Consider the following 16,511-nt stretch of genomic DNA (forward strand, 5'->3'; position numbering starts at 1 on the left):
GGACCGATGACCAGCTACGGAGAAGCCGAGGGTCGGCACGACGCCTGGCAGGCACGGGAGGCGACGCTCTACCGGGTGCTGCCGTACGGCGGTCTGGCGGTGAGCACGCTGCTGGCCGTCCTCGCGCCGACGGCCACCGGCCTGCCGACGGCGGGCACGTTGGCCCTCGCCGGAGTGGCCGGAGGTTGGGTCGCCTGGTTCGTCACCCTGCATCCCGAATGGGAGAGCCGTCGGGCGCTGATGGCGTTCTACTACGTGGGGCTGCTCGCGCTCGCCGCCGCCCTGGTGATCGTCAGCCCGTGGTTCGGCTTCTTCGCCTGGGTCGGCTACCTGCACGCCCACCTCCTGACCGGCAGGTGGCCGATCGCCGGTGTCGCCGCCACCGCCGTACTGGTCGCCACCTCACAGATCGGCGGTCTGACGTCGGTGTGGTCGGACTGGCCCATCTGGCTGGTGATGGTGCTGTTCAACCTGGTGGTAGCGGGTGGGGTGAGCTGGTTCGCGTACGTCGCCCAGCGGGAGAACGAACGACGCAGGCAACTGGTGGCGGAACTGACCGCCGCCAACGAGCGGCTCGCCGAGACGGCGCGGGAGAACGAAGGGCTGCACGCCCAGCTCATCGCCCAGGCCCGGGAGGCCGGCATGCTGGACGAACGCCAGCGGATGGCCCGGGAGATCCACGACACCCTCGCCCAGGGGCTCACCGGGATCATCACCCAGCTGGAGGCCGCCGAACAGTCCCGGGACCGCTCGACCGACTGGCGGCGGCACGTGGACAACGCGCTGAGCCTGGCGCGGGAGAGCCTCACCGAGGCCCGCCGCTCGGTACGCGCCGTCCGCCCGGAGCCGCTGGAGACCGCCCGGCTGCCCGACGTCCTCTCCGAGCTGGGCGGACGCTGGTCCGCCCTGCACGGGGTGGCGGCGAGTGTCAGCACCACCGGCACCCCCCGCCCGCTGCATCCGGAGATCGAGGTGACGCTGCTGCGGGCCGCCCAGGAGGCACTGGCGAACGTGGCCCGGCACGCCGAGGCGTCCCGGGTCGGAGTGACCCTGTCGTACATGTCGGATGTGGTGACTCTGGACGTCCGCGACGACGGTTCGGGGTTCGACGTGACCGAGCGGTCGACAGCGCCGGACCGGGACGGCAGCTACGGCCTGACCGCGATGCGACAGCGGGTGATCCGGGTCGGTGGTCAACTCGCCGTCGAGTCCGAGCCGGGTGGCGGCACCGCCATCTCGGCCACCGTACCGGCCCTGCCGCAGGGCGTCGCATGAGTGACCCGGTACGGCTGCTCATCGTCGACGACCACCCGGTGGTGCGGGACGGGTTACGCGGCATGTTCGTCGGCGATCCCGGGTTCGAGGTGGTCGGCGAGGCGGCGGACGGTGCCGAGGCGCTCACGATGGCTGCCCGTCACCGCCCCGACGTGGTGCTGATGGACCTACGGATGCCCGGGATGGATGGGGTGACCGCGATCGGCCACCTCGTCGCGGCGGACGACCCGGTGCGGGTGCTGGTGCTGACCACGTACGACACCGACGCGGACGTGCTGCCGGCGATCGAGGCGGGCGCCACCGGCTACCTGCTCAAGGACGCGCCCCGCGAGGAACTGGTCCGGGCGGTACGCGCCGCCGCACGGGGCGAGTCGGTGCTCTCCCCCAGCGTGGCCAGTCGGCTGATGGGTCGGCTGCGCACCCCACGCCAGCCGGCCGAGGAACCACTCAGCCAGCGCGAACTCGAGGTGTTGACCCTGGTGGCGCGCGGCTCGTCCAACCGCGAGGCGGCCGCCCGGCTGTTCATCAGCGAGGCCACCGTCAAGACCCACCTGCTGCACGTCTACGCCAAACTCGGGGTCAACGACCGGGCCGCGGCGGTGGCCGCCGCGTACGACCGCGGGCTGCTCACGCCCGGTGGACGGTGACCGGTGCGCGCCGCGCGACTGATCTCGCTGCTGCTGTTGTTGCAGGCCAGGGAGGTGATGACGGCGGCGGAGCTGGCCCGCGAACTGGAGGTCTCGGAGCGGACGGTCTACCGGGACGTGCTGGCCCTCTCCGCCGCGGGGGTGCCGGTCTACGCCGACCGGGGGCGGGCGGGTGGCTACCGGCTGCTCGGCGGTTACCGGACCAGGCTGACCGGGATGACGCGCGACGAGGCGGAGGCGCTCTTCCTCGCCGGGCTGCCCGGACCGGCCGGTGACATGGGGCTGACCGACGCGGTGGCAGCGGCACAGCTCAAGGTGCTGGCCGCGCTGCCGCCGAGCCTGCGTGACGCCCCGGTACGCACCGGCCAACGGTTTCACCTGGACGTGCCGGGCTGGTATCACCACCAGAACGCCCCGCCACCGTGGCTGACCGAGTTGGCCGATGCGGTCTGGCGGGACCGCATCGTGACGCTCCGTTACCGGCGTGGCGAGCACGAGGTCACCCGTCGGGTCTGCCCGTACGGCCTGGTCCTCAAGAGCGGGACCTGGTATCTCGTCGGTCGGGTCGGCGAGGACTTCCGCACCTACCGGGTGGACCGGGTGATCGCGGTCGAGCAGCACGTGGAGGGTTTCGACCGCGAGCCGGACTTCGACCTGGCCGCCCACTGGCAGCGCCAGGCCGCGTCGTTCCTGCGGAAGATGCTGCGGGCCGAGGTGACGCTCCGGGTGAGCCCCGTCGGCCTGCGCGGCCTGCGGCACGTGGTCGACGCACCGTTCGGGTACGACGAGGCGGTCGCCGCCGCGACCGGACCAGACGAGCAGGGCTGGCTGACGCTCCGGTTACCCGTCGAGTCCGTCGAGGTGGCGTACAGCCAGTTGCTCGGTCTCGGCCCGGAGGCGGAGGTGCTCGACCCGCCCGAGTTGCGGGCGTTGCTGGCCGAGGCGGCGAGGCGGGCCACGGCCCTCTACGCCGCCGACCGGAGGCCGCCGACCGGCGAGGAGAGCCGGTCGGCGGGCGACGATCAGCGGTAGCCGGTCACGTCGGCGGGGCGACCGGCGTCGACCACCTCACTGATGTAGCGGTACGCGTCCGGCTGACTGCCGTCGACATCGGTGAAGCCGTACACCTTGGCCAGTTCCCCGGCGGAGACGGACTGGCCGTTCCAGCGCGCCTTGTCCGGGTCGGCGGCGAGCGCGGCGACCGCCCGGCCGACGAACGCCGGGGTCTCCGAGATCAGGAAGTGTGGGTCCTTGGCCGCGCCGTCCCGCCAGTTGGCCTCGGTCACGCCGAAGTGCTCCAGCATCGCCTCCGACCTCAGCCACCCCGGGCTGAGCGCCACCGCCGTCCCGCCGTACGGCTTGAGTTCGTGGGCCCAGCTGAAGGCGAGCCGGTTGACCGAGGTCTTGACCAGGTCGTAGAAGACCGAGAGCCGGTAGTTGCGCTCGTTGTACGCCTTCGTACCGTCCCCCATCTCCACGACCAGCCCTCCGGGTCGACGGATCAGCAGCGGCAGCGCGAAGTGACTGGTGATCACGTGCGTGTCGACGCCCAGCCGCAGCGTCCGGAACCCGGCGTCAAGGGGCTGTTCCCAGACCGGCTTCTCCCAGGTGATCAGCGGATCGGCACCCCACACGTCGTTGACCAGCACGTCGAGCCGCCCCTGTTCGGCGTCGATCCGCTCGACGAGCGTCCGCACCTCGTCGGGCACCAGGTGGTCGGTCCGGACCGCGATGCCGGTGCCTCCGGCCTCGGTGACCAGCTCGGCGGTCTCCTCGATGGTCTCCGGGCGGTCCAGTTCGGAGCGGCCCGCACGGCTGCTGCGGCCGGTCGCGTACACGGTGGCTCCCGCCGCACCGAGTTGCACGGCGATCTGCCGGCCCGCGCCCCGGGTCGCCCCGGCGACCAGCGCCACCTTCCCTGTCAGCGATGTCGTCATGGCTGCCACGCTGCCAGGAATACCTGACAGCCAAGGTCAGGTATTCCTGGCAACCGGCCGACCGGGTGAACGGTGGCCGAGCAGCGTGGCCGGAGGCGGTGAAACGCCGTGCCGATGGGCCGGGTCAGTCGGCCAGGCGGATGCGTACCCGGCGGTTGGCCCGCCCCTTGCTCTCCACCTTGACCACCCGAACCTTGCCGATCTGGGCGGTCGACGCGACGTGGGTGCCGCCGTCGGCCTGCACGTCCAGCCCCACGATGTCGACGATGCGTACCTCCACCTCGTCGGGTGGGATCAGATTCGACTGGGTACGGATGATGTCCGGCAGGGCCAGCGCCTCCTCGCGCGGCAGCACCCGGGTGGCGACGGCCCGGTCCGCCGCGACCTCGGCGTTGACCAACTCCTCGATGCGGGTCTTGAAGTCCGCCGGCACCTCAGGGAGGTTGAAATCCATCCGGGCCTCGCCCGGTTCCATGTTGCCGCCGGTTACCAGCGCGCCGAAATCACGGAACACCACCCCGCAGAGCACGTGCAGACCGGAGTGGGTACGCATCAGCCGGGTACGCCGCTCGTCCTCGACCGCGCCGGTGACCGTGGTCCCGGCCGGCGGCAACGGGTCGCCATCGGCGGGGATCAGCCACAGGTCGTCGCCCTTACGAGTGCCGACGATCCGGGTCTGCACCCCCTGCCAGAGCAGTACGCCGTGATCCGGTGGTTGGCCGCCACCGCCCGGGTAGAACGCCGAACGGTCCAACACCACGCCCTGCTCCGGGTCGGCGTGCAGGACGGTGCACTCCCACTCCCGCAGGGTCGGATCGGCGAGGTCGAGTCGGTGGGTACGGCCATGGTGTGTGACGCCCATGACAGGGGAGGCTACCCGTTGAGGAAGTCCGAGATCCGCCCACGCAGGTCGGCGCGTTCCGTCCAGAGCACGCCGGGGCGGTCGTAGCGGTGCAGGATGGCCCGGGGCAGCACGGCGGCGAGTTGTTCGGCCACCTCCACCGGGTGCAGGTCGTCGCCCGCAGTCGCGATCACCAACGCCGGGGCGGTCACCCGGGCGAGCACCGTGGCATCGGGCAGCGGAGCCTGCCCCGGCAGGTCGACCAGCCCGGCGGCGAGTCCGTCGCGCAGCAGGTGGTCCAGCCGTTGTCGCAGGTAGGCCCAGCCGGCCGGGGTGTTGCGTACGGCCGGTGGCAGTTCGGTCGAGACGACCTCCGCCACCGCCGAGGCGTCCCCGCTCTCCACCGCCGACAGCAGTTCGGTCAGCCGGGCACGGGCGACCGGGCCGCGCGGCCGGTCGAGCGCGGCGGGCAGGAAGAAGACCAGCCGCTCGAAGCGTTCGGGACTCTCGGCGAGCAGACGGCACAGCGCGCCGGCTCCCAGGCTGGCCCCGAAGGCACGGGTCGCCCCGCTGAGATCGGCGATCGCCCGCAGGTCACGGGCCAGGTCGAGGTAGCTCCACGGGCCGTCGGGGGCGTCGGATCGACCATGCCCACGGAACTGGAAGAAGACTCGGCGACCGGCGACACCGCTGCCGAAGGGCCTGGTGGTGGCGATGCCGTTGGCCAGCCCGTGCGCGAAGACGGTGACCGGGTCACCGGTGCCGGTGACCAGCCGCTCCAGCCGTACGCCGTGCGGGGTGGCGACCAGCTCGGTTTCCGGATCGGGCAGCGGCGGTCGACCGGTGCGTGGGGCACCCGGGCCGGGGCCCCAGGTGCGTGGGCCGCCGTCCGGCGGTGGTGGCCACCGGAAGGACCTCACCAGGACCCTCTGTTGTCGCCCAGGTCGCGGAGCCCGACCCGGACGTCGAGCAGGTAGATCAGGCCCGCCGCCACACCGATCAGCCCGAAGATGCTGAGGGTGGAGCGGGTGAGCAGGGTGAGCAGGAGGGTGACCGCAAGGATCGCGATCCAGCCGCCCTTGGGCAGGGTGCCGATGGCAGGGAAGGCATCGGAGCGCTGCGTCACGGCGTGCACCAGCGCCACCCCCTGCACGATCAGCGCGAAGACGAACAGGATCAGTTCGATCACGAAGCGGACGTCGAAGACGAAGATCGGCGCGGCGTTGGCCATGACGGCAAGCTTATGCCTGCGATCCCGGGTCCGTGGCGACAGGACGGCCCCGGGATCGCAGGCTACTGGCTCACTGGCCCCGCTTGGTGCTCCGGGGAAGCTTCGCCGACGGGCTGTCGGTCCGCTTGACGGCGGCCTGCCGGGTGGTCGACCTCGTCCGGGTGGCCTTCTTCGCGGCGGCCGGCTTGGCCTCCACGATCTCGGCCACCTCGGCCGGGCTCGGCACCTCGGCGGGCGTGGTCTTCCGGGGCTTGCGAGCGGTCGCGGCCTTCCGGGCGGTCGTCGGCTTGTCGCCGGTCGACGCCGCCTCGGTGATGTCGGTGACGGTCGCCACCGGTGCGGTGGCCTCGGTCGCCTCGATGTCGGCGTTCACCGTCTCGGCGGCCTCCAACACGCCCGTGCCGACGACCCGCTCACCCCGTGCCACCAGCGCGCCGTACGCGGCCAGCGCCCGCTCCTGGGCAGCCTGGGCACCGGCGACCACCACTGCCGCGTTGCGGGTGGCCACCTCGCGCAGGCGGTCCAGGTCGGCGACCTCCCGCAGCTTGTTCAGGTCGGCGGTCTCCCGCAGCTTGGTGAGATCCGCCGCCTCGCGGAGCTTGGCCAGGTCGGCGTGCTCGCGCAGCCGGTTCAGGTCGGCGGTCGGGGCGGCCTTCTGCCGCAGCGTCTCGGCCGTCCGGTTGGCGTTGCGCAGCGTGTCGTTGGCCTTCTGGCGCAGCTCGAAGCCGGTGACGACAGCCTTGCCGCCCAGCTCGTTGACGACCCGGCCGCCGTCGGCGACGACCCGGTCACGCAGCTCACCGACCACCGTGGGCAGTCTGCGCAGCTGCTGTAGGGCGAGTTCGCCGGCACCCGCCGCAGCGTAGATCGGAGCAGGAATGCGATTGGTCTTCGGCTGGGTCATGACTGCTTCTCCTTCTGGACCGCGGTAGCGGTCTTGCGGACCACCTTGCGGGCGGCCTTCCTGGGTGAGGTGTTGTTCGGGGCGGGCGCGGAACCCGCTTCGGTGACGGCGACCGACTCAAGCACCGCCTCGGTCGGAGTTCCCGCCTCCGTGGTGGGCCCGGTGGCGGCCAGATTGCCCACGTCTGGGGCGGTGATGTCGTCCGCGCCGGAGCCACCTGTCGCGTCGCTCGGGGCCGGTCCGGCGGTGGTGTCCCCGCTCGCCGTCGCGGTCGCTTCCGCCAGCCGGGCGTTCTCCCGGCGGAATGTCTCGTATATCTGGGTAAGGGACTGTTTCTGGGCCATCGTCAGGTCCGGGTCGACGGCGATGGCCGCCAGCACACCCTGGCCCTCCTTGTCATCGAGCAGACCGGCCCGCAGATACATCGCGGGAGTGGATACCCGCAGCGCGCTGGCCAGTTGCTGGAGCACCTCGGCGCTCGGTCGGCGCAGGCCGCGCTCTATCTGACTGAGGTAGGGATTGCTGACCCCCGCCTGCTCGGCCAGTTGCCGGAGTGAGATCTTCGCGTTCCGCCGCAGGTCACGAATGAACCCGCCGACGTCGGGAAGGTCCTTGGAAGTGGCCATGACTCAACGCTAGCCCGCCCTGCTAGCAGCTGCAAGCAAAGTGCTAGCCAGAGTTAGCGACGTCTCATCGTTCGGTTGCAAACCCCTGGACCTGGTCGTACCGTCCTGCGGTGACCAAGATCCAGGTAAATGGAACCCTCCTGGCGTACGACGAGGCCGGCACCGGATCACCGGTCGTCCTCCTGCACGCCGGCATCGCCGACCGCCGCATGTGGCGCGAGCAGATCGACCCGCTCGCGGCCCGACACCGGGTGATCGCCGTCGACCTACGCGGCTACGGGGAGTCCGAACTGCCGCCGAACGCCTTCGCCCACCACGACGACGTCGTCGGCTTGCTCGACGCCCTCGGGCTGGCCAGCGCGGCGCTGGTCGGCTGCTCCTTCGGCGGGGCGGTGGCGATCGACACGGCGCTCGCTCACCCGCACCGGGTGAGCGCGCTCGCCCTGCTCGGCACCGCCGTGTCCGGTTACGAATGGTCGGAGCAGACCAACGAACTGTGGGACCAGCTGGTCGGTGACGTCGACCAGGAGGACTTCGCCGCGAGCGCCGCCGGTGAGGTGCGGTTCTGGGTGGTCGGCCCGGAACGCGAACCGGCCGCCGTCGCCCCTGAGTTGGTCAGCTTCGCCGTGCAGATGGACGAACGCGCACTCGCCGCCGAAATGGCCCTCAGCGCCGTGGACGTCGCCGAACTCAACCCACCGGCCATCGGGCGACTCGCCGAGTTGACCATGCCCGTACTGGTCGCCGCAGGTGCCGCCGACATCCCCGACATCCGGCAGCTGGCCGACCGGATCGCCGCCGAGGCACCCCACGCGTCCCGCCTGCCCGACATACCGGACGCCGCCCACCTGTTCCCTCTCGAACGCCCCAGCGAGATCAACGCCGCCCTCCTCAGCTTCCTCGGCTAGGGCCTGGGGGATCACCAGAGGGAGCGGATGGCACCGACGGGAAGGCCGCCGCCGAAGATCGGCACCTCGGCGAACTCGGTCAACACCGGCGCGTCGACGCCGAGCCGGCGCAGCGCTGACACCAGGACCGGCATCCGGGCACGGCCGGCACCGTCGTCGATCTTCAGCGCCACGGCACCCCCGCCGGGCAGCGCCGTGGCGATGACACCCTCCGCGCCGACCTTCGCCAGCAGCCCGGGTACGCCGCGCATCAGCCGGGTGTCGTCCGCCTGCGTACCGCCGACCAGCTCCGGGTGGGCCCGCATCGCACCGGCCACCAGCCCCGCCTCGGTGTCGCCGTCGGCGGTGACCAACCGCAGGTACGCCCTGGCCAGCCCGGTCAGCGACGCGGACAGCACCGGGGCGCCACACCCGTCGACGCCGACCGCCACCGCCGCCTCGCCGGTGAACTCCTCCAACGTCCCGCGCAGCCACCGCTGGAGCGGATGATCGGCACGCCAGTACCCGTCCAACGGCCAACCAGCGACGCGGCAGGTCAGCAGCATCCCGGCGTGTTTGCCGGAGCAGTTCATCTGGATCCGGGTCGGCCCACCGCCGGCCCGCAGCACCGCGTTGCGCGCCTGCTCGCCCACCGGCAGCTCCGGCGGGCAGTGCAGCGCGTCCTCGCCGAGCCCGGCGCCGGTGAGCAGCCCAGCGACCCGGGCCAGGTGGAACCCCTCCCCCGCGTGGCTGGCCGCGACGATGGCCAGGTCGGCGGAGTCGGTCAGCGACAGACCGGCCCGGAGCATCCCGACGGCCTGCATCGGCTTGTTCGACGATCGGGGAAAGACCGGCGAGATGACATCACCCGCGACGGCCAGCGGCGCGCCGACACTGTCGAGCACCACCACCGACCCTCGGTGTACGCCCTCCACGAAGTCGGACCGGACCACCTCGGCGAGCGGCACGCCACCCTCGTACGTCTTTCCCACAACGTGGACGGTACCGAGGTGTCCGAACGCCCTCACGCCGGGGTGAGCAGGGAATCCACCTCCGGGCGTAAAGAACCTACAGCGATGCGCGCCTTACAGGCCGAGTAGCTCGCGGGCCTCGGCGGTGTTCAGCGGGGGCCGCTGCGCGAGCTGAGCGAAGCCGACCGCACGCGCGACGAGTTGCATGTTCGACTCCACCGGACGGCCCTTGGCGTAGGTGACCGTGTCCTCCATCCCGACCCGCAGGTGTCCCCCGGCGGAGAGCGCGGCGAGCAGCACCGGAAGGCTGGTACGGCCGATGCCGGTAGCCGAGAAGGTGGTGCCCTCGGGCAGATCCCGCAGCATCTGCTGAGCCGCGACGAGCGTCGCCGTGGTGCCCGGCATACCGCCCGGCACGCCCATCACGAAGTCGACGTGGACATGGCCGCCGTGCGGCAGGCCGTACCTGCCCAACAGGCGCTGGAGGGCGCTGAGGTGACCGAGATCGAAGATCTCGTACTCCGGCACGATGCCCCGTTCCTGCATCCGGGTGTGCAGGTCGACGACGAACTCCCAGCGGTTGAGGAAGACCTCATCACCGAAGTTGACCGTACCCATGGTGCAGGAGGCCATGTCCGGGCCCGCGTCCAGCACGGCGAGCCGGTCGGCCTCCGGGTCGGTGACCGCACCCCCGGTGGACAGTTGCACGATCAGGTCGGTGCTCTCCCGCAGCGCCGCCACGGTCGCGCGGAGCCGACCCAGGTCCAGGGTGGGCCGCGCCGCGTCGTCCCGGATATGGACGTGGATCACGGAGGCACCCAGCGCCTCGCACTCCTTGGCGGTGAGCAGCAGCTCGTCGAGGGTCACCGGCAGCGCCGGCACCTCGGTCTTCGCCGACTCCGCGCCGGTGGGGGCAACCGTGATCAACGTCCCTGTTGTCATGCCCGCGATCCTAGAGTGCCCGCCGCCACCAGCGCCGCACCCGGTGACTCCGCTGATCAGCGGACCTGTGGAGTCGCCGCCGTCCGATCGAACGGGATGCTACGAGGGGTCGATGGCGGCGGCGCTGTCGCCGACCCGGAGCGCGGCGTCGTCGGACACCGAACGCTTGACCACCGCGAGCGCCACCTGGCCCAACTCGTGGTGGAGCACCGCGGTGCCGACGAAGCCGACGGTACGGCCGTCGAGGGTCACCGGGGTACCGGCGGCGGGCAACTGGTCGGTGGCGACCCCGTCGAGGTGCAGCAGCACCAGTCGGCGCGGCGGGCGGCCCATGTTGTGCACCCGGGCGACCGTCTCCTGCCCCCGGTAACAGCCCTTGTCCAGGTGCACGGCGGGGGCGATCAGGTCCACCTCGGCGGGGATCGTCCGGTGGTCGGTGTCGACGCCGACCCTGGCCCGCCGGGCGGCCACCCGCACCGCCTCGTACGCCCACAGCCCGACCGGAGGCACCCCGTGGTCGCGCAGCCGCGCCACCATCTGGTCCATCGCGGGCCGGGGAACCAGCAGGTCCACGCCGAGCGGACCGCGTCGGGCCCACCCGCCCTGGGGCAGTGGTCGCACCGCGTAGCGGGCGGTCGGGCGGGGCGGCACCTCACCGGAGCGGAACTTCGGGCCGGGCAGCGCCACCACGTCCGGCTCGGCCAGCGGCGGTACGTCGAGCAGCGCCACCGCCTCGGCGGCCTTCGGCCCGACCAACGACAGCAGCGCGTGCTCGGCGGTGACGTCACGCGGATCGACCTGGCTGAAGAACCGCATCTTCTCCAGGTAGCCCAGCAGCCCCTCGGTCGCCCCCGGCTCGGTGTCGAGCCAGGTGGTGTCGCCGTCCTCGGTCACCATGGCGTGCTGCTCGACGTGGCCGTGCGGCGAGAGCACGAGCAGTTCGGTGCCCTGCCAGGGGCCCAACTCGGCCAGGTGCTGCGTGGTGAGGGTGTGCAGCCAGGAGATCCGCTCAGCACCCGGCACGGCGATGACGCCCCGGTGGGAACGGTCCACCAGGCCGACCTCGGTGTTGGCCTGACGCTGCTCACGCATCGGGTCGCCGTAGTGCGCGGCGACGCCCCGCACGCCGGCTGCGGCGTGAGCCGGCTCCGGCTGGTCCCGGCTGGCCTCGTCGATGCTCTCCACAGCCACCGCGCCCGCGATGTCGATCATGTCTGTTCCCCGTTTCCGCACCGCGCGCACAGGCCGAAGAAGGAGACGTGGCTGATGTCCACCCGGAAGCCCCGCTCCCCGGCCAGTCGATCGGCGAGCGGGCGCATCAGCTCCGGCTCCATCTCGTCGATCGCGCCGCACTCACGGCAGACCAGGTGTACGTGTTGGTCCTCCCCGGCGGCGTGGTAGGTCGGCGACCCGTGGGAGAGATGGGTATGGGTGACCAGGCCGAGCCGCTCCAGCAGCTCCAGCGTGCGGTAGATGGTGGTGATGTTGACCCCGGCGGCCACCTCGCGTACCGCGGTGTGCACCTGCTCGGGGGTGGCGTGCCCCAGGTCCAACACCGCTTGGAGGATCAGCTGTCGCTGCGCCGTCAGCCGCAGCCCACGGGCGCGGAGCAGTTCCGCGAGGGAGGATTCGGACACCCTCCGATCATAGTTCGGCCGTACGCGCGCCTCCCGGGGCGACCAACGCCACAACTATGCTCGGCAGATGGCGACCTCTCGGATCGGCGTGCTGGGTCGGGGCCGGTTGCCGATCGGTGAACCGGTGCTGCGCGGCGACGATCTCGGCGTACTGCGAGGTGACGGCCTCTTCGAGACGATGCACCTACGCGACGGACGGGCCTGGCTGCGCCAGGAGCACCTGGCCCGGCTGCGGGTCGGCGCGGCGGCCGTGGAGCTGACCCTGCCGGCGGACGCCGCCCTGGTCGAACTGCTGGACGAGGTCGCCGACGGCTGGCCGACCGAGGTGGAGGGCGCGTTGCGGCTGATCTGCACCCGTGGGCCGGAGGGCGGCGGCCCGCCCACCGTCTACGCCACCCTGTCGGCAGTCTCCCCCACGGCCCGCCAGGCCCGACGCGACGGGGTGAGCGTGGCCACCCTCTCCCTCGGTGTGCCCGCCGAGGCCCGCCCGGAGCTGGACTGGCTTCCGGTAGGCATCAAGTCCACCTCGTACGGCGCGAGCACCGCCGCCCGACGCTGGGCCGCCCGCGTCGGCGTGGACGACGTGCTCTGGGTCTCCTCCGACGGGTACGCCCTGGAAGGACCGACCGCCAACCTGGTCTGGCTGGCCGGGAAGACGCTGTGCACGGTGCCCGCTGCCCGCACCGGCATCCTGCCCGGCACCACCGTCGCCTGGTTGCTCGCCCACTGCGGCCAGGTCGGCTGCACAGCGGCCGAACGCATGGTCACCCCGGCGGACCTACGCGAAGCCGACGGGGTGTGGCTCACCTCGTCGGTGCGCGGCCTGGTCGCGGTACACACGCTCGACGGTGTGCCGCTGCCCGTCAGCCCGCGTACCGGGCCGTTGCAGGACCTGCTCGGCTTCCCGCTGCCGTAGACCGGGCCCCCGGCTGGATCAGCCGGCGACCCGGATCAGGCGCGCCGACAGGTGCGGGGAGAGCGGCTGACCGACGGCGGCCATGTCCTGCGCGTAGAGCAGGGCGCCCTCGACGATGCCGAAGAGGCGGTGACCGGCGGTGACCTCCTTGGCGGTGGAGGTCCGCACGACCGCGTCGGTGACGAACTCGACCTGGGTGCCCTTACGTCGGCCGATGTGCAACTCCATCACCCCGGTCGGGGTGGTCAGCAGCGCCTCCAACTCGTCGGTCGCCCGATCGCCGTCGAGCACCGGACGCCACCAGCCGACCTCCCGGCCGCCCGGCCGGACCGGTCGGCTCTGCTCGTCGAGGATCCACGCCCGCGACTCGTAGTGCAGAAACGGCCGCCCGTCGTGGCTGATCCGGATCTCCTGGGCGAAGTCGAAGTCCTCGATGGTGGGGAAGCCGCCTCGTCCCCGCCCCCGCCAGACGCCGATGTACGGCAGCAGGCCGTCGAGTGTGGGGTGCAGCTTCGGGCCGACCCGCAGGTCGTGACTCTCCTCGAAGGGGTACGGCTCGACCGGGGGCGCGTTCAGCCAGGGCGGCGGCGCCAACGGGTTGTCGTCACTCACCGGACCACCTTCGTTCGCGACTGCGGGGCTCGCCGTAGCGGCGCACTCCTCGGGATCACCACTTGCCTCTCGATATGCGTACAGCCAGGTAGACCAGGCCACCGGCGAGCGCGCCCAGGCCGGCGACCAGCAGGCTGACGAACCCGATCTCGGTGACCATCCGGGTCATCCTATGCTGGCGGACATGGCCCGCACTCTTGTCGTCAAGGCCACCGCCGGTGCCGACGCTCCGGAACGGTGTGCCCAGGCCTTCACCGTGGCCGCCACCGCAGCCGCCGCCGGGGTGGCCGTCTCACTCTGGCTGACCGGGGAGTCGACCTGGTTCGCGCTACCCGGCCGGGCGCAGGATTTCGAGTTGCCGCACTCGGCCCCGCTGGCCGAGTTGCTGCACGTGGTCCTCACCACCGGCAAGGTGACGGCCTGCACCCAGTGCGCGGCTCGCCGCGACATCGACTCCGGCGACGTGATCCCGGGGGTACGGATCGCGGGCGCGGCCGTCTTCGTCGAGGAGATCATGGCCGAGGGCGCACAGGCACTCGTCTACTGACTCGCCGGACAGGGTCTGGCGGGCTCGCTGCCGGGCAAGGCCCGGGAAGGCGACCGGAACAGACCCGTCAAGGCGGACGAATGCCTACGATTCGGGTGTGACCAAGGCGACCGAGCAGTTCTTCGCGACCCTGCCGGCCCGCGCGCCTGAGGTCCTGCGCGCCCCGGTCGCGGGAACGCTGCGGATCGACCTGTCCGACGGGCACTGCACCGACCATTGGCTGGTCCGGATGCGACCCGGTGCCGCCGAGGTCGACCGGGGACCAGAGCCGAGCGACGCGACCTGGTACTGCGGTACGGAACTCTTCGACCGGCTGGTCACCGGACGGGCGCAGACGATCGCGGCGGTGCTCCGCAACGAGAGCACCTTTCGCGGAAACGTGGTGCTGCTGCTCGCCTTCCGCCGGTTCTTCCCGTCCGCACCAAGTACCCGCGATCCGCGCGAGGTCGCCCGCGAGCACGCCAGGTGGACCCGGTGAAGGACCTGGTCAGCATCCTGGACGGCAACACCTTCCTGGTCAGCGACCAGAGTGGGGACGTCGAGCCGTCGCTGGACTTTCCCACCGGGCTGTTCTCCTTCGACACCCGTTTCCTGTCCACCTGGCTGCTGCTGATCGACGGCCAACGGTTGCACGCTCTCTCCGTCGACGACGCCGCCTGCCACCGCACCCGCTACTTCCTGGTGCCGGGCGAGGCGACCCACTTCCTGGACACCAAGGTCTCGGTGATCAGGAGTCGGATGGTCAGCGGTGACATGTCCGAAGACTTGACCGTGCTGAACCACTCCGGGCAGGAGATGAGCTTCACCGTACGGATGGAGATGGCCTCGGACTTCGCCGACATCTTCGAGATCAAGGACATCAAGGGCAAGAAGGGGCACAACACGGCCACGCCCGGCGAGAACTCGTTGCGGCTGACCTATCGGCGGGACGCGTTCCACCGCGAGACCACGATCCACAGCAGCGCCGACGCCCAGGTCGACCGTCGGGGGATGACCTTCCAGATCCGGATCGGACCGCACGGAGAGTGGACCACCCGCCTGACGGTCACCACTGTCATCTACGGTGCCCGTGGCCAGAACGTCCGCGCCCTGCTGCCTTTCGCGGGCAGCAGGACGTCGGCGGCCATCGAGAGCGAACACGCGGACTTCGTCGACCAGGCACCGAAGCTGAGCTGTGACTGCCAGCCGCTGGCCGGGGCGTACCGGCGCAGCCTGGCCGACCTGGAATCGCTGCGGTACGAGTCGATCGCGCTCGGCGTCCGGCTGATGGCCGCCGGTCTGCCCTGGTTCATGACCCTGTTCGGCCGGGACAGCATCTTCACCTCGCTTCAGGTGCTGCCGTTCGTACCGGAGCTGATCCCGCCGACGTTGACCATGCTGGCGGGGCTGCAGGGTCACCGGGTGGACGACTTTCGCGACGAGGAGCCGGGCAAGATCCTGCACGAGCTGCGGTACGGCGAGACCGCTGGTTTCGAGGAGCAGCCCCACTCGCCCTACTACGGCGCCGCCGACTCCACCCCGCTCTTCGTGATTCTGCTCGACGAGTACGAGCGGTGGACCGGCGACGCCGAGCTGATCAAACAGTTGGAGTTCGCCGCGCGGGCCGCGCTGACCTGGATCGACACCTATGGTGACCTGCTCGGCACCGGATACGTCTGGTACCAGACCCGTAACCCCGCCACCGGCCTGGAGAACCAGTGCTGGAAGGACTCCTGGGACGCGATCTGCTACGCCGACGGTCGGCTGCCGAGCTTCCCCCGGGCCACCTGCGAACTGCAGGGCTACGCCTACGACGCCAAGATGCGCGGCGCGCGGTTGGCCCGCCAGTACTGGAACGACCCGGTCTACGCCGACCGGCTGGAGCGGGAGGCCGCCGAGCTGAAGGAGCGTTTCAACCGGGACTTCTGGCTGCCGGACAAGGGGTACTACGCACTGGCCCTGGACTCCGACGGCAGCCAGGTCGACGCGCTCAGCTCCAACATCGGGCACCTGCTCTGGAGCGGCATCGTCGACGAATCCCGGGCCCGACAGGTCGCCGACCACCTGCTCGGCCCCCAGCTCTTCTCCGGCTGGGGTGTCCGCACCCTCGCCGACGACCAGGGCCGATACAACCCGATCGGCTACCACGTCGGCACTGTCTGGCCGTTCGACAACTCGATCATCGCGTGGGGTCTGTGGAAGTACGGCCTACGGGAGGAGGCGAGCCGGATCTGCGACGGCATGTTGCAGGCGTCCCAGTACTTCTCCGGCCGACTGCCGGAGGCGTTCGCCGGCTACGAACGGGACCTGACCGACTTTCCGGTGGAGTACCCGACCGCGTGCAGCCCGCAGGCGTGGTCGGCGGGCACGCCGCTGCTGCTGCTGCGGGTCATGCTCGGCCTCGAACCCAAGGGCGAGCACCTGATCATCGACCCGCACGTGCCGCCTGGCCTGGGCCGGGTGGAGTTGCTGGACATCCCCGGCCGGTGGGGCCGGGTGGACGCGCTGGGTCGCAGCCGCGAGGAGGAGCCAGGGCTTGCCGAGTGAGCGGCGGCGGGT

General features: G+C 71.3%; 20 protein-coding genes. 8 read left to right on the plus strand and 12 right to left on the minus strand.

The window, feature by feature from the left end; genetic code table 11:
- Positions 1–6 precede the first annotated feature (6 nt).
- Genes ACLQ2S_RS01990 through ACLQ2S_RS02000 form a run of 3 tightly spaced genes read left to right on the plus strand, consistent with a single transcriptional unit; the run spans position 7 to position 2,954 of the window.
- Positions 7–1,275, plus strand: a complete 1,269-nt coding sequence (locus ACLQ2S_RS01990; protein ID WP_425700986.1) for a sensor histidine kinase — start codon at positions 7–9, stop codon at positions 1,273–1,275.
- A complete protein-coding gene (locus ACLQ2S_RS01995) occupies positions 1,272–1,922 on the plus strand; it encodes a response regulator (RefSeq protein ID WP_155214470.1) in 651 nt (216 codons plus the stop codon). Before ACLQ2S_RS01990 ends, ACLQ2S_RS01995 begins: the two co-directional genes overlap by 4 nt.
- Before the next feature lie 3 nt (positions 1,923–1,925).
- A complete protein-coding gene (locus ACLQ2S_RS02000) occupies positions 1,926–2,954 on the plus strand; it encodes a helix-turn-helix transcriptional regulator (protein ID WP_425700987.1) in 1,029 nt (342 codons plus the stop codon).
- Here the strand turns inward: ACLQ2S_RS02000 and ACLQ2S_RS02005 are convergent.
- The 6 genes from ACLQ2S_RS02005 to ACLQ2S_RS02030 form a co-directional block, all read right to left on the minus strand.
- Positions 2,945–3,859 carry an SDR family oxidoreductase gene (locus ACLQ2S_RS02005; RefSeq protein WP_155214469.1) on the minus strand — a complete coding sequence of 305 codons (915 nt, stop codon included), beginning with the start codon at positions 3,857–3,859 and terminating at the stop codon, positions 2,945–2,947. The genes ACLQ2S_RS02000 and ACLQ2S_RS02005 overlap by 10 nt on opposite strands.
- Positions 3,860–3,983: 124 nt before the next feature.
- On the minus strand, positions 3,984–4,721 hold the full coding sequence (locus ACLQ2S_RS02010; protein ID WP_425700988.1) for an alanyl-tRNA editing protein: 738 nt from the start codon (positions 4,719–4,721) through the stop codon (positions 3,984–3,986).
- 11 nt (positions 4,722–4,732) lie between these two features.
- Positions 4,733–5,620 carry an alpha/beta fold hydrolase gene (locus ACLQ2S_RS02015; RefSeq protein WP_425700989.1) on the minus strand — a complete coding sequence of 296 codons (888 nt, stop codon included), beginning with the start codon at positions 5,618–5,620 and terminating at the stop codon, positions 4,733–4,735.
- Positions 5,617–5,931 carry a DUF2516 family protein gene (locus ACLQ2S_RS02020; RefSeq protein WP_357584071.1) on the minus strand — a complete coding sequence of 105 codons (315 nt, stop codon included), beginning with the start codon at positions 5,929–5,931 and terminating at the stop codon, positions 5,617–5,619. Before ACLQ2S_RS02020 ends, ACLQ2S_RS02015 begins: the two co-directional genes overlap by 4 nt.
- Before the next feature lie 70 nt (positions 5,932–6,001).
- Positions 6,002–6,835 (minus strand): hypothetical protein, encoded by an 834-nt coding sequence (locus ACLQ2S_RS02025; RefSeq protein ID WP_155214465.1) that lies wholly within the window; start codon positions 6,833–6,835, stop codon positions 6,002–6,004.
- On the minus strand, positions 6,832–7,461 hold the full coding sequence (locus ACLQ2S_RS02030; RefSeq protein ID WP_425700990.1) for a helix-turn-helix domain-containing protein: 630 nt from the start codon (positions 7,459–7,461) through the stop codon (positions 6,832–6,834). The genes ACLQ2S_RS02025 and ACLQ2S_RS02030 overlap by 4 nt, the downstream gene beginning before the upstream one ends.
- 110 nt (positions 7,462–7,571) lie before the next feature.
- On the opposite strand from ACLQ2S_RS02030, the gene ACLQ2S_RS02035 reads away from it, so the two are divergent.
- Positions 7,572–8,369, plus strand: a complete 798-nt coding sequence (locus ACLQ2S_RS02035) for an alpha/beta fold hydrolase (RefSeq protein WP_309222437.1) — start codon at positions 7,572–7,574, stop codon at positions 8,367–8,369.
- An 11-nt stretch (positions 8,370–8,380) separates the two neighbouring features.
- Here ACLQ2S_RS02035 and ACLQ2S_RS02040 read toward each other — a convergent pair whose 3' ends face one another.
- The 4 genes from ACLQ2S_RS02040 to ACLQ2S_RS02055 form a co-directional block, all read right to left on the minus strand.
- A complete protein-coding gene (locus ACLQ2S_RS02040) occupies positions 8,381–9,340 on the minus strand; it encodes an asparaginase (RefSeq protein ID WP_425700991.1) in 960 nt (319 codons plus the stop codon).
- Between the two features lie 93 nt (positions 9,341–9,433).
- Positions 9,434–10,261 carry a 3-keto-5-aminohexanoate cleavage protein gene (locus ACLQ2S_RS02045; protein WP_155214462.1) on the minus strand — a complete coding sequence of 276 codons (828 nt, stop codon included), beginning with the start codon at positions 10,259–10,261 and terminating at the stop codon, positions 9,434–9,436.
- Positions 10,262–10,360: 99 nt separating this feature from the next.
- Positions 10,361–11,473 carry a YgfZ/GcvT domain-containing protein gene (locus ACLQ2S_RS02050; RefSeq protein WP_425700992.1) on the minus strand — a complete coding sequence of 371 codons (1,113 nt, stop codon included), beginning with the start codon at positions 11,471–11,473 and terminating at the stop codon, positions 10,361–10,363.
- Positions 11,470–11,898 (minus strand): Fur family transcriptional regulator, encoded by a 429-nt coding sequence (locus ACLQ2S_RS02055; RefSeq protein WP_309222435.1) that lies wholly within the window; start codon positions 11,896–11,898, stop codon positions 11,470–11,472. The genes ACLQ2S_RS02050 and ACLQ2S_RS02055 overlap by 4 nt, the downstream gene beginning before the upstream one ends.
- Positions 11,899–11,965: 67 nt before the next feature.
- Here ACLQ2S_RS02055 and ACLQ2S_RS02060 point away from each other — a divergent pair, with 67 nt between their 5' ends.
- Positions 11,966–12,814 (plus strand): aminotransferase class IV, encoded by an 849-nt coding sequence (locus tag ACLQ2S_RS02060; RefSeq protein ID WP_155214459.1) that lies wholly within the window; start codon positions 11,966–11,968, stop codon positions 12,812–12,814.
- An 18-nt stretch (positions 12,815–12,832) separates the two neighbouring features.
- Here ACLQ2S_RS02060 and ACLQ2S_RS02065 read toward each other — a convergent pair whose 3' ends face one another.
- Both ACLQ2S_RS02065 and mtfM read right to left on the minus strand, forming a co-directional pair.
- Positions 12,833–13,426 carry an FABP family protein gene (locus ACLQ2S_RS02065; RefSeq protein ID WP_309222434.1) on the minus strand — a complete coding sequence of 198 codons (594 nt, stop codon included), beginning with the start codon at positions 13,424–13,426 and terminating at the stop codon, positions 12,833–12,835.
- Positions 13,427–13,481: 55 nt separating this feature from the next.
- On the minus strand, positions 13,482–13,586 hold the full coding sequence (gene mtfM / locus ACLQ2S_RS02070) for a small membrane protein MtfM (protein ID WP_046570768.1): 105 nt from the start codon (positions 13,584–13,586) through the stop codon (positions 13,482–13,484).
- 12 nt (positions 13,587–13,598) lie between these two features.
- On the opposite strand from mtfM, the gene ACLQ2S_RS02075 reads away from it, so the two are divergent.
- The 3 genes from ACLQ2S_RS02075 to ACLQ2S_RS02085 all read left to right on the plus strand — a co-directional run bounded on the left by ACLQ2S_RS02075 (position 13,599) and on the right by ACLQ2S_RS02085 (position 16,499).
- On the plus strand, positions 13,599–13,973 hold the full coding sequence (locus ACLQ2S_RS02075; protein ID WP_425700993.1) for a DsrE family protein: 375 nt from the start codon (positions 13,599–13,601) through the stop codon (positions 13,971–13,973).
- A gap of 97 nt (positions 13,974–14,070) precedes the next feature.
- Positions 14,071–14,451: an SCP2 sterol-binding domain-containing protein gene (locus ACLQ2S_RS02080; RefSeq protein ID WP_309222433.1), complete on the plus strand. Its 381-nt coding sequence runs from the start codon at positions 14,071–14,073 to the stop codon at positions 14,449–14,451.
- A complete protein-coding gene (locus ACLQ2S_RS02085; protein WP_425700994.1) occupies positions 14,448–16,499 on the plus strand; it encodes a glycogen debranching N-terminal domain-containing protein in 2,052 nt (683 codons plus the stop codon). The genes ACLQ2S_RS02080 and ACLQ2S_RS02085 overlap by 4 nt, the downstream gene beginning before the upstream one ends.
- Positions 16,500–16,511: the final 12 nt, after the last annotated feature.

This window comes from Micromonospora sp. DT48, from assembly GCF_049844495.1.
In the GTDB taxonomy this organism is placed as follows: domain Bacteria; phylum Actinomycetota; class Actinomycetes; order Mycobacteriales; family Micromonosporaceae; genus Micromonospora.